The organism is Streptomyces sp. NPDC001220 (assembly GCF_053597895.1).
Genome location: NZ_JBSFJE010000011.1, coordinates 335,111 through 346,601, shown reverse-complemented (window position 1 = coordinate 346,601; position 11,491 = coordinate 335,111). Strand labels below are relative to the sequence as shown.

At 71.2% G+C, this 11,491-nt stretch carries 12 protein-coding genes; 5 read left to right on the top strand and 7 right to left on the bottom strand.

Going from position 1 to position 11,491, the window contains the following annotated elements; all coding sequences use genetic code 11:
• Positions 1 to 62 precede the first annotated feature (62 nt).
• Positions 63 to 1,271: a phosphoserine phosphatase SerB gene (serB, locus tag ACWDGI_RS27005; protein ID WP_450763159.1), complete on the top strand. Its 1,209-nt coding sequence runs from the start codon at positions 63 to 65 to the stop codon at positions 1,269 to 1,271.
• Between the two features lie 126 nt (positions 1,272 to 1,397).
• On the opposite strand, the gene ACWDGI_RS27000 is transcribed toward serB, so the two are convergent.
• From ACWDGI_RS27000 to ACWDGI_RS26985, 4 genes are all read right to left on the bottom strand, one after another.
• On the bottom strand, positions 1,398 to 1,916 hold the full coding sequence (locus ACWDGI_RS27000) for a SixA phosphatase family protein (protein WP_450763157.1): 519 nt from the start codon (positions 1,914 to 1,916) through the stop codon (positions 1,398 to 1,400).
• A gap of 80 nt (positions 1,917 to 1,996) precedes the next feature.
• On the bottom strand, positions 1,997 to 2,203 hold the full coding sequence (locus ACWDGI_RS26995) for a hypothetical protein (RefSeq protein ID WP_450763155.1): 207 nt from the start codon (positions 2,201 to 2,203) through the stop codon (positions 1,997 to 1,999).
• Positions 2,204 to 2,371: 168 nt separating this feature from the next.
• Positions 2,372 to 2,488: an SGM_5486 family transporter-associated protein gene (locus ACWDGI_RS26990; RefSeq protein WP_089107830.1), complete on the bottom strand. Its 117-nt coding sequence runs from the start codon at positions 2,486 to 2,488 to the stop codon at positions 2,372 to 2,374.
• Between the two features lie 320 nt (positions 2,489 to 2,808).
• Positions 2,809 to 4,095 carry a CynX/NimT family MFS transporter gene (locus ACWDGI_RS26985; RefSeq protein ID WP_450763153.1) on the bottom strand — a complete coding sequence of 429 codons (1,287 nt, stop codon included), beginning with the start codon at positions 4,093 to 4,095 and terminating at the stop codon, positions 2,809 to 2,811.
• A gap of 104 nt (positions 4,096 to 4,199) precedes the next feature.
• Between ACWDGI_RS26985 and ACWDGI_RS26980 the strand changes: the two genes are divergently transcribed.
• Positions 4,200 to 4,892, top strand: coding sequence for a FadR/GntR family transcriptional regulator (locus ACWDGI_RS26980; RefSeq protein WP_450763151.1), 693 nt, complete (start codon positions 4,200 to 4,202; stop codon positions 4,890 to 4,892).
• Here ACWDGI_RS26980 and ACWDGI_RS26975 read toward each other — a convergent pair.
• The 3 genes from ACWDGI_RS26975 to fabG all read right to left on the bottom strand — a co-directional run bounded on the left by ACWDGI_RS26975 (position 4,870) and on the right by fabG (position 6,949).
• Complete coding sequence (locus ACWDGI_RS26975; RefSeq protein WP_360481410.1) at positions 4,870 to 5,220, bottom strand: hypothetical protein; 351 nt, start codon at positions 5,218 to 5,220, stop codon at positions 4,870 to 4,872. The two genes, ACWDGI_RS26980 and ACWDGI_RS26975, sit on opposite strands and share 23 nt — an antisense overlap.
• Positions 5,221 to 5,456: 236 nt before the next feature.
• The gene (gene fabI / locus ACWDGI_RS26970) at positions 5,457 to 6,224 is read right to left on the bottom strand and encodes an enoyl-ACP reductase FabI (protein WP_046727988.1); all 768 of its coding nucleotides are present in this window, start codon (positions 6,222 to 6,224) and stop codon (positions 5,457 to 5,459) included.
• 5 nt (positions 6,225 to 6,229) lie between these two features.
• Complete coding sequence (fabG, locus tag ACWDGI_RS26965) at positions 6,230 to 6,949, bottom strand: 3-oxoacyl-[acyl-carrier-protein] reductase (RefSeq protein WP_450763149.1); 720 nt, start codon at positions 6,947 to 6,949, stop codon at positions 6,230 to 6,232.
• Positions 6,950 to 7,185: 236 nt separating this feature from the next.
• On the opposite strand from fabG, the gene ACWDGI_RS26960 reads away from it, so the two are divergent.
• From ACWDGI_RS26960 to tyrS, 3 genes are all read left to right on the top strand, one after another.
• The gene (locus tag ACWDGI_RS26960; RefSeq protein WP_450763147.1) at positions 7,186 to 8,709 is read left to right on the top strand and encodes a TldD/PmbA family protein; all 1,524 of its coding nucleotides are present in this window, start codon (positions 7,186 to 7,188) and stop codon (positions 8,707 to 8,709) included.
• The gene (locus ACWDGI_RS26955) at positions 8,706 to 10,100 is read left to right on the top strand and encodes a metallopeptidase TldD-related protein (protein WP_450763145.1); all 1,395 of its coding nucleotides are present in this window, start codon (positions 8,706 to 8,708) and stop codon (positions 10,098 to 10,100) included. The genes ACWDGI_RS26960 and ACWDGI_RS26955 overlap by 4 nt, the downstream gene beginning before the upstream one ends.
• A gap of 78 nt (positions 10,101 to 10,178) precedes the next feature.
• Positions 10,179 to 11,447 (top strand): tyrosine--tRNA ligase, encoded by a 1,269-nt coding sequence (tyrS, locus tag ACWDGI_RS26950; protein ID WP_450763143.1) that lies wholly within the window; start codon positions 10,179 to 10,181, stop codon positions 11,445 to 11,447.
• Positions 11,448 to 11,491 lie beyond the last annotated feature (44 nt).

The following is an 11,491-nucleotide window of genomic DNA, read 5'->3' as shown; positions in this document are numbered from 1 at the left end:
CGTGTCCGTCAGGCGGACCACCTGCGCCGCAGGCACTGCGTGCCGGTTACGGTGGTTACACCATGAGCGATCCTCAGACCTCCGAGGTCCCCACTCTCCTCGTCAAGATCTTCGGCAAGGACAGGCCGGGCATCACGGCCGGCCTCTTCGACACCCTTGCCGCGTACATGGTCGACGTGGTCGACATCGAGCAGGTCGTCACGCGGGGCCGGCTGGTGCTGTGCGCGCTCGTGACCCAGCCCGCGGCGGGGATCGAGGGCGACCTCAGGGCGACCGTGCACAGCTGGGCCGAGTCGATGAAGATGCAGGCGGAGATCATCTCCGGCCACGGCGACAACCGCCCGCGCGGCCTGGGCCGTTCCCTCGTCACCGTCCTCGGTCACCCCCTGACCGCCGAGTCGACGGCCGCCATCGCCGCCCGGATCGCCAAGGCGGGCGGCAACATCGACCGTATCTTCCGGCTCGCCAAGTACCCGGTGACGGCGGTGGAGTTCGCGGTGTCCGGCGTGGGAACCGAGGCACTGCGCACCGCCCTGGTCTCGGACGCGGCGGAACTCGGCGTGGATATCGCGGTCGTCGCGGCCGGCCTGCACCGGCGGGCCCAGCGTCTGGTGGTCATGGACGTGGACTCGACGCTCATCCAGGACGAGGTGATCGAGCTCTTCGCCGCGCACGCCGGGTGCGAGGACCAGGTCGCCGAGGTGACGGCGGCCGCGATGCGCGGGGAGCTGGACTTCGAGCAGTCGCTGCACGCGCGCGTGGCGCTGCTGAAGGGGCTGGACGAGTCGGTCGTGCGGAAGGTGCGCGCCGAGGTGCGGCTGACACCGGGCGCCCGGACCCTGATCCGCACGCTGAAGCGGCTCGGCTACCAAGTCGGCGTCGTCTCGGGCGGTTTCACCCAGGTCACCGACGATCTGCAGGAGCGGCTCGGGCTGGACTTCGCCCAGGCCAACACGCTGGAGATCGTCGACGGCAAGCTGACCGGCCGGGTGACCGGCGAGATCGTGGACCGTGCGGGCAAGGCACGGCTGCTGCGCCGGTTCGCCGCCGAGGCGGGCGTGCCGCTGTCGCAGACGGTGGCCATCGGTGACGGAGCCAACGACCTGGACATGCTGAACGCGGCCGGTCTCGGTGTCGCCTTCAACGCCAAGCCGGTGGTCCGCAAGGCCGCGCACACCGCGGTGAACTTCCCCTTCCTGGACACGGTGCTTTATCTGCTGGGCGTCACCCGCGAAGAGGTCGAGGCCGCGGACACCCACGACGAGAGCTGAACCGCCCGGCGGTCCTGTCACAAGGGGCCCGGCACCGAGGAGACCGGTGCCGGGCCCCATGCCGTTCCTTGCCGTCCCGTGCCGTCCCGTGCCGGGAGCGGTGGCCGTACGGTGGCGCCCGTCGCCTCAGTCGGAGGGGGCCCAGTAGTCCACGAGCGTGGTCACCCCGGGTTCCAGGCTCTTCCAGGTGCCCTCGAAGGTCACGACGGCGAAGGCGGCGGCGGGAAAGCCCCGGCTGTTCATCCGGTCGCGGGCGTCGCCCTCGGAGCTGCCGGTCAGGATCTCGGTCACGCCGTGCACGCCGGGGTTGTGGCCGATGAGGATAACGTCCTGCGCGTCGTCGGGCACCTCGTTGAGCACGGCGATCAGCTCGCCCGGAGAGGCCTCGTAGACCCGCTCCTCGTAGACTGTTTTCGGCCGGTGCGCGAGCTCATGGACGGCAAGCTTCCAGGTCTCCCGGGTGCGCACGGAAGTGGAACACAGGGCCAGGTCGAAGGTGATGCCGCTGTCCGCCAGCTTGCGTCCGGCGACGGCGGCTTCCATTCGGCCCCGCTCAGCGAGCGGTCGCTCGTGGTCGGTCACCTGTGGCCAGTCGGCTTTCGCATGGCGGAAGAAGACGATCCTGCGGGATTCTGCGACGCTCATGTCACCCAGCTTCGCATGAAACAGGCCATCGGGCGCAGGGAGTTGACATGCGACTTCACCCGGCCCGGAGGGCGGTGCGGCTAACGCGTGACGATCTGCTGGACCCGCTCGACGAGATGGGTGACGGCCGGGTCACCCGTGGTCGCGTGAGCGTCCGCCGGGTTCAGTATCAGCACCAGCAGGGCGACGAAGGCGAGCGCGGGCAGGGCGAGGGCCCACCAGGGCAGCCGGACGTCGACGCTGCCCTGGGTGGCGGGGTGGGGCAGGGTGTGCGTACGGGCCGGCATGGTCGCCTCCGCTGGTCTCCGGGCTTCGGTGACCGCTTCTCGCGGCCACAACTCGAAATTACGGAATCCGCGGCGGCCGGCCCATCCGGTGATCCACCCACTTCACCCTGACCCTCACCCCCTAGGGGATGGTGGTGCTAGCCCCACCACTGTCCGCCGGGGCGGTGGTCAGGGTGACGCGAGGGTCGCGATGACGGCGATGACGATGAAGATGGCGAAGAACGAGCCGAAGACGATCAGCATCTTCTTCTGACCGTTCTGGGGGTTCGGGTCGAGCACTGGCATGCGCCCAGTCTGGCACCCCCCACAGGGGACGGACCGGGCGGGGTGGCCCGACACGCCGCGGTGCGTCGACGGGTCCGGACCGGCTCGCCTGGGCGCGACGGGATGCCGGACCGCGTCGCCGGGCGCCGAAGGGGCCGGACCGGCACTCGCGCACGGCCCGCGTCGGTGTCAGGCGCCCCGGGCCGGTGCCCACACGGCCCGCAACGCACGGCCCGGACCGGTGCCGCCACGGCCCGCGTCGGTGTCAGGCGCCCCGGACCAGTGCCGTCACCACCCGCACCGCACCGCCCGGACCCGTGCCGTCACGGCCCGCGTCGGTGTCAGGCGGCCGCCGCCTCGTCCTCGACCGTGCGGTCGCGGCCCGCCAGGACGCCGACGGCCATCTGCGGGATCATCAGGCCGGCCATGAGGGCGATCGGCAGGCCCCAGCCGCCGCTGTGCTGGTAGAGCACGCCCACCAGCAGCGGGCCCGGGATGGAGATGAGGTAGCCGACGCTCTGGGCGAAGGCGGAGAGCTGCACGACACCCGCGCCGGTCCGGGACCGCATCCCGACCATGGTGAGGGCCAGCGGGAAGGCACAGTTGGAGACGCCGAGCAGCAGGGCCCAGGCCCACGCACCGCCGGCGGGGGCGGCCCACAGGCCGGCGTATCCGGCGAGGCCGCAGACGCCGAGCGCGATCACGATCGGGCCCTGGTGCGGCAGCCGGGTGGCCACGCGCGGGATGACGAAGGCCAGCGGTACGCCCATCACCATGGTGACGGCCAGCAGCAGTCCGGCGGTGCCCGCGGGCACGCCCGCGTCCCGGAAGATCTGCGCCATCCAGCCCATGGTGATGTAGGCGGCGGTGGCCTGGAGTCCGAAGAAGACGGCGAGCGCCCAGGCGGTACGGCTGCGGGTGATCCGCAGGGCGGGCGGCTGCCGGTCCGCACGCGCGCGTGCCTCGGCCACGGGCGCCGGTGCCGGTCCCCGGTCCCGGACCAGCGGAAGCCACGGCAGCACCGCGACCGCCGCCAGCCCCGCCCACACGGCGAGCCCGGACCGCCAGCCGCCGCCCAGCGCGTCGGTCACGGGCACGGTCACCGCGGCGGCGACCGAGGTTCCGGCGGCGAGTGCCATCGAGTACAGGCCGGTCATGGAGCCGACCCGGTCGGGGAACCAGCGCTTGACGATGACCGGCATCAGCACGTTGCTGACGGCGATACCCATGAGCGCGAGCGCGCTGCCGGCCAGGAACCCGGCCGTACCGCCGACGTAGGGCCGTATCAGCAGGCCGGCCGTGATGGCGACCATGCCGGCGCAGACCACCGCCGGCGGCCCGAAGCGGCGGGCCAGGCGGGGGGCCATGACGCCGAAGACGGCGAAGCAGAGCGGCGGCACGGAGGTGAGCAGTCCGGCCACGCTGCCGCTCATGCCGAGCCCGTCGCGGACCTCCTCCAGGAGCGCGCCGAGGCTGGTGATGGCGGGCCTCAGGTTGACGGCGGCCAGCAGGATGCCGACGACGAAGAGCCGTGTCGTCCACGCGCGCGTGCCGTTCACCGGGCCTTCGCCGGGTTCCGTCGGACGTGCCGTCGTCGATGTCGTCGTGGTGGTTTCCTCGGCTCCCATGACGCCCATCATAGAATCATGGGATGATTGGTTGTCCAGTCCCGGGCGGCGGACCACGGCTGACCCCGCCGCCGCTGCCCGGCCCCCGCGTGCGAAGGTGTGTCATGCCTCTGAGCCACCCGCGCCGCTCGGCGCTGTCCGAGCAGGTCATCGCCGAGCTGCGGAACCAGATCGCCTCCGGCGAATGGCCGGTCGGCTCGCGCATCCCCACCGAGCCGGAACTGGTCGAACAGCTCGGGGTGGCCCGCAACACCGTCCGGGAGGCCGTGCGCGCGCTGGCGCACAACGGCCTGCTGGACATCCGGCAGGGCTCCGGCACCTACGTCGTGGCGACCAGTGAGCTGGCCGGCGTGATGCACCGCCGGTTCGCCGGGGCCGACCCCCGGCACATCGCCGAGCTGCGCTCCACGCTGGAGTCCTCGGCGGCCCGGCTGGCCGCGGCCCGGCGCACCGAGAAGGACCTCAGGCAGCTCGACGCGATTCTCGCCCACCGCGAGCAGGCCTGGGAGTCGGGCGAGGCGGAGGCCTTCGTGACGGCGGACGCGACCTTCCACCTGGCCGTGGTGGCCGCCTCGCACAACGACGTGATGACGGCGATGTACGCCGACCTTGGCGAGGTGCTGCGGGACTGGCTGCGCGCGGACGTCGGCGCCGAGCTGACACCGGAGACGTACATGGACCATGCCCGCCTGGTCGACGCGATCCGCGCGGGCGACGCCGACGCGGCCGCCAAGGAGGCGGCCAGCTACCCGTACCTGTGCCGTCCGGGCAGGTTCAGCTCACCTTCTGGTGACTGATCCACACCGAGCGGACGTCCTGCCAGCAACGGCCGGTGAGCCGTACGGTCAGCGCGGGCCCGGTGTCGACCGGGGAGCCGTCGGTGTCGATGTCCCACCACTCGGCGCACTCGATGTGCAGCCGTACCCGGTCGGTGTCCACGTAGGGGTTGTGGCAGTAGGCCACCACATGGGAGCCGCGGACGGTCGTCCGGCACGACGCGCCGAACAGTTGCGGGGCCGGCCGGTGACCGCCGCCCACGCGCGCGTGGGACACGGCGTCGTACGGAAGGGCCAGCACGAGGGCGAGGGCCACGGTCACTGGGGCCAGGCTGCGGGACAGGCGCACAAGGGGGACCTCCTCGGCCGGGCTGGGGAGGGAATCGCGCGGTGAACGCGTAATCCGGCGCGTAGTCCCAGGGTGCGCCGCCCGGGCGGCGACGGCCCGGCCGGTGGGCCGAACGGGTGAGGCCCGCACCCCTTGCGGGATGCGGGCCTCGGAACGTCCGTGCGGAGGGCGTCCGTGCCGACGAGCTCGGCACGGACGAGGTCGGCGCGGGTCGGGCGCCGATGGCTCCGTGCGGGTCAGGCGCCGATGGCGTGCAGGCCGCCGTCCACGTGGATGATCTCGCCGGTGGTCTTCGGGAACCAGTCGCTCAGCAGGGCGACGATGCCCTTGCCGGCCGGCTCGGGGTCCTTGAGGTCCCACTCCAGCGGGGAGCGGTGGTCCCAGACGGCGGCCAGGTCGCTGAAGCCCGGGATGGACTTGGCGGCCATGGAGCCGATCGGACCGGCGGAGATGAGGTTGCAGCGGATGTTCTGCTTGCCCAGATCGCGGGCGATGTAGCGGCTGGTGGCCTCCAGGGCGGCCTTGGCCGGGCCCATCCAGTCGTACTGCGGCCAGGCGTACTGGGCGTCGAAGGTGAGGCCGACGACCGAGCCGCCGTTCTGCATCAGCGGCAGGCAGGCCATGGTCAGCGACTTCAGGGAGTACGCCGAGACGTGCATGGCGGTCGCGACGGACTCGAAGGGCGTGTTGAGGAAGTTGCCGCCGAGCGCGTCCTGGGGAGCGAAGCCGATGGAGTGCACGACGCCGTCGAGGCCGCCCAGCTCCTCGCCGACGAGGTCGGCCAGCCGCCCGAGGTGCTCGTCGTTGGTGACGTCCAGCTCGATGACCTTGGTGGGCTTGGGGAGCTTCTTGGCGATGCGCTCGGTCAGCGTGGGCCGCGGGAACGCGGTGAGGATGATCTCGGCGCCCTGCTCCTGGGCCAGCTTGGCCGCGTGGAAGGCGATGGAGGACTCCATCAGCACACCCGTGATCAGGATGCGCTTGCCCTCGAGGATTCCACTCATGGTGATCAGTGACCCATTCCCAGTCCGCCGTCAACGGGGATGACGGCTCCAGTGATGTACGAGGCGTCGTCCGAGGCGAGGAACCGCACCGTCGCGGCGACCTCCTCGGGCTGCGCGTACCGGGCGAGCGGCACCTGCGACACGATGGCCTCGCGCTGCTCGTCGGTGAGGACCTTGGTCATGTCGGTGTCGACGAAACCGGGCGCGACGACGTTGAAGGTGATGTTGCGCGAGCCCAGCTCACGGGCGAGGGACCGCGCGAAGCCGACCAGGGCGGCCTTGGACGCCGCGTAGTTGGCCTGACCGGGACCACCGTAGAGGCCGACGACCGACGAGATGAGGACGACACGGCCCTTCTTGGCGCGCAGCATGCCGCGGTTGGCGCGCTTGACCACGCGGAAGGTGCCGGTGAGGTTGGTGTCGACGACCGAGGTGAAGTCCTCCTCGGACATACGCATCAGAAGCGTGTCCTTGGTGATGCCGGCGTTGGCGATCAGGACCTCGACCGGGCCGTGGGCGTCCTCGATCTCCTTGTAGGCCTGCTCCACCTGCTCGGTGTCGGTGATGTCGCACTTGACGGCGAGGCAGCCCAGTTCCTTGAGGACGGCGGGCGGCTCACCCGAGCGGTATGTGATGGCAACCTTGTCGCCGTTGTCGGCGAATGCGCGGGCGATGGCGAGGCCGATGCCCCGGTTGCCTCCAGTGACGAGAACCGAGCGGCTCAACGGATCACCCTTTCGTTCGGTCTGACCACCGGCCGGAACAGCTGGCACGACAGGCGGCTTCATCGAAAACCTATCGGTCCCGCCATCACGGCGAGCAAGCGGGCACCGACAGTGGCTCGGGGGTGTCGCTGTCGGGTCCCTACAGAAAGGCGCGACGCCGGGCCGAAACCTGTGGTCCGTACACCCGCGGGCGCGACATGATCGGACGGACAGGCCACGACAGCAGGGAGACCTCCGTGCCCCATTCCATCGACGAAGCCTTCACGGCGCTTCCGCTACGGGCCCTCGCCGACGCCGCGCTGGCACGCGCGCGTGCGCTGGGCGCCCAGCACGCGGACTTCCGGTTCGAGCGGGTGCGCAGCGCGTCCTGGAGTCTCAGGGACGCCAAGCCCGCCGGATCGTCGGACACCACCGACCTCGGATACGCGGTCCGGGTCGTGCACGGCGGTACCTGGGGCTTCGCCTCCGGCGTGGACCTGACCCTGGACGCCGCCGCCAAGGTCGCCTCCCAGGCGGTGGCGATGGCCAAGCTCTCGGCGCAGGTGATCAAGGCCGCCGGGTCGGACGAGCGGGTGGAGCTGGCCGACGAGCCGGTGCACGAGGAACGGACGTGGATCTCGTCGTACGAGATCGATCCGTTCACCGTGCCCGACGAGGAGAAGGCCGCGCTGCTCGCGGACTGGAGCGCCCGGCTGCTGGCGGCGAACGGCGTCAACCACGTCGACGCCTCGCTGCTCACCGTCCACGAGAACAAGTTCTACGCCGACACGGCCGGGACCGTGACCACCCAGCAGCGGGTGCGGCTGCACCCCCAGCTGACCGCCGTGTCGGTGGACGAGTCGAGCGGCGAGTTCGACTCGATGCGGACCATCGCACCGCCGGTCGGCCGCGGCTGGGAGTACCTCACCGGCACCGGCTGGGACTGGGACGCCGAGCTGGAGCAGATCCCGGTGCTGCTCGCCGAGAAGATGCGGGCGCCGAGCGTCGAGGCGGGTCTGTACGACCTGGTGGTCGACCCGTCCAACCTGTGGCTGACCATCCACGAGTCCATCGGCCACGCCACCGAGCTGGACCGCGCGCTCGGCTACGAGGCCGCCTACGCCGGCACCTCCTTCGCCACCTTCGACCAGCTCGGCAAGCTCAGGTACGGCTCCGAGCTGATGAACGTCACCGGCGACCGCACCGCGGAGCACGGCCTGGCGACCGTCGGCTACGACGACGAGGGCGTCGAGGCCCAGTCCTGGGACCTGGTGAAGGACGGCACGCTCGTCGGCTACCAGCTGGACCGCCGGATCGCGAAGCTGACCGGCTTCGAGCGCTCCAACGGGTGCGCCTACGCCGACTCCCCCGGGCATGTGCCCGTGCAGCGCATGGCCAACGTCTCGCTCCAGCCCGATCCGGGCGGGCTGTCGACCGAGGACCTGATCGGCGGGGTCGACCGCGGGATCTACGTCGTCGGCGACCGTTCCTGGTCGATCGACATGCAGCGCTACAACTTCCAGTTCACCGGCCAGCGGTTCTTCAGGATCGAGAACGGGCGGATCACCGGCCAGCTCCGGGATGTCGCCTACCAGGCGACGACCACCGACTTCTGGGGCTCCATGGCGGCCGTCGGCGGCCCCCAGACCTACGTCCTCGGCGGCGCCTTCAACTGCGGCAAGGCCCAGCCGGGACAGGTCGCCGCCGTGTCCCACGGCTGCCCCTCGGCCCTCTTCAAGGGCGTCAACATCCTCAACACCACGCAGGAGGCCGGTCGATGAGCGCCCGTGACAACAAGCCGCACGAGATCGTCGAGCGCGCGCTGGAACTCTCCCGCGCCGACGGCTGTGTGGTCATCGCCGACGAGCACTCCACGGCCAACCTGCGCTGGGCCGGCAACGCGCTCACCACGAACGGCGTCACGCGCGGCCGTTCGCTCACCGTCGTCGCGACCGTCGACGGCAAGGAGGGCAGCGCCTCCGGTGTCGTGTCCCGGTCGGCGGTGACCGCCGACGACCTGGAGCCGCTGGTACGGGCCGCCGAGGCCGCCGCGCGCGGCGCCGGTCCCGCCGAGGACGCGCAGCCGCTGGTCACCGGCGTGCCGGAGGCGCCGGACTTCACGGACGCGCCCGCCGAGACCTCCTCGGCCGTGTTCGCCGACTTCGCCCCGGCGCTCGGCGAGGCCTTCGCACGCGCGCGTGCCGGTGGCCGCGAGCTGTACGGCTTCGCCAACCACGAGCTGGTCTCGACGTACGTCGGCACCTCGACCGGGCTGCGGCTGCGCCACGACCAGCCCACCGGCACCCTTGAGCTGAACGCCAAGTCGCCGGACCGTACCCGGTCGGCCTGGGCCGGGCGGTCCACCCGGGACTTCAAGGACGTCGATCCGGGTGCGCTCGACGCCGAGCTGGCCGTACGGCTGGGCTGGGCGGAGCGCCGGGTGGAGCTGCCGGCGGGCCGGTACGAGACGCTGCTGCCGCCGACGGCCGTGGCCGACCTGCTGATCTACCAGCTGTGGTCGGCCTCCGGGCGGGACGCGGCCGAGGGGCGGACGGTGTTCTCCAAGCCGGGCGGTGGCACCCGCGTCGGCGAGCGGCTGACCGAGCTGCCGCTGACCCTGCGCAGCGACCCGAACGAGCCGGGCCTGGAGTGCGCGCCGTTCGTGGTGGCGCACTCCTCCGGCGGTGACCAGTCGGTCTTCGACAACGGGCTGCCTGCCGGCGCCACCGAGTGGGTCGCGGGCGGCGAGCTGAAGCACCTGACCACCACCCGGCACACGGCCGGTCTGACCGGGCTGCCGGTCGCCCCGGCGGGCGGGAACCTGATCCTGGACGGCGGCGACGACCGCTCCCTGGACGAGATGGTCGCGGCCACCGAACGCGGGTTGCTGCTGACCTGCCTCTGGTACATCCGCGAGGTCGACCCGGCGACGCTGCTGCTCACCGGCCTGACCCGGGACGGCGTGTACCTGGTGGAGAACGGACAGGTCACCGGGCAGGTGAACAACTTCCGGTTCAACGAGTCGCCGGTGGACCTGCTGGGGCGGGCCACCGAGGCCGGCCGCACGGAAAAGACGCTGCCGAGGGAGTGGAGCGACTGGTTCACTAGGGCTGCGATGCCCGCGCTGCGCGTGCCCGACTTCAATATGAGCTCTGTCAGTCAGGGCGTATAACCTCGTAGCCGGTGGTCGCACGACCGCCCCGAGATCATTCGAAGATCATCCGAGATCGCCCGAGGAGATACGAGAACCGTGACGGACATCGTCGACGAGCTGAAGTGGCGGGGGCTCATCGCCCTCTCCACGGACGAGGACGCATTGCGCAAGGCGTTCGCGGACGGTCCTGTCACGTTCTATTGCGGCTTCGACCCGACCGCGCCCAGCCTGCACCTCGGCAACCTCGTGCAGATCCTGACGATGCGCCGGATCCAGCAGGCGGGCAACCGCCCGCTGGGTCTGGTCGGGGGCGCCACGGGCCTGATCGGCGACCCGAAGCCGAATGCCGAGCGCACGCTGAACGCGCCCGAGGTCGTCGCCCAGTGGGTCGAGCGGCTGCGCGCGCAGATCGCCCCCCTGCTGGACTTCGAGGGGCCGAACGCGGCGGTCATGGTCAACAACCTGGACTGGACCCAGGGCATGTCCGCCATCGAGTTCCTGCGCGACGTCGGCAAGCACTTCCGCGTGAACAAGATGATCGCGAAGGAGGCCGTCGCCCGGCGCTTGGAGTCCCAGGAGGGCATCAGCTACACCGAGTTCAGCTACCAGATCCTCCAGGGGATGGACTTCCTGGAGCTGTACCGGCGGTACGGCTGCACGCTGCAGACCGGCGGCAGCGACCAGTGGGGCAACCTCACCTCGGGCACCGACCTGATCCACAAGGTCGAGCCCGACGCCGTGGTGCACGCGCTGGGCACGCCGCTGATCACGAAGGCCGACGGCACCAAGTTCGGCAAGACGGAGTCCGGCACGGTCTGGCTCGACCCGGAGATGACCACGCCGTACGCCTTCTACCAGTTCTGGCTGAACGCGGACGACCGGGACGTCTCCAAGTTCCTGCGGATCTTCAGCTTCAGGTCGCACGAGGAGATCGAGGACCTGGAGAAGCAGACCGAGGAGCGTCCGCAGGCGCGGGCGGCCCAGCGGGCGCTGGCCGAGGAGCTGACGACGCTGGTGCACGGCGCCGAGCAGACGGCCGCGGTGATCGCCGCGAGCCGGGCGCTCTTCGGGCAGGGGGAGCTGGCGGAGCTGGACGAGAAGACGCTGGCCGCGTCGCTCTCCGAGGTGCCGCACATCCAGATCGCCGAGCTGGGACCGGTGGTCGACCTGTTCGCCGAGGTCGGGCTGGTGGCGAGCAAGTCCGCCGCCCGGCGGACGGTGAAGGAGGGCGGGGCCTACGTGAACAACGTCAAGGTGACCGCCGAGGACGCGGTACCCGTCGCGGACGAGCTGCTGCACGGGCGGTGGCTGGTACTGCGGAGGGGCAAGAAGAACCTGGCGGCTGTGGAGGTCGTCGGTTCGTGAGCGCCGTAAGGGGTGCGGGTGGACTCAGCCCCGCGCCCCTTCGG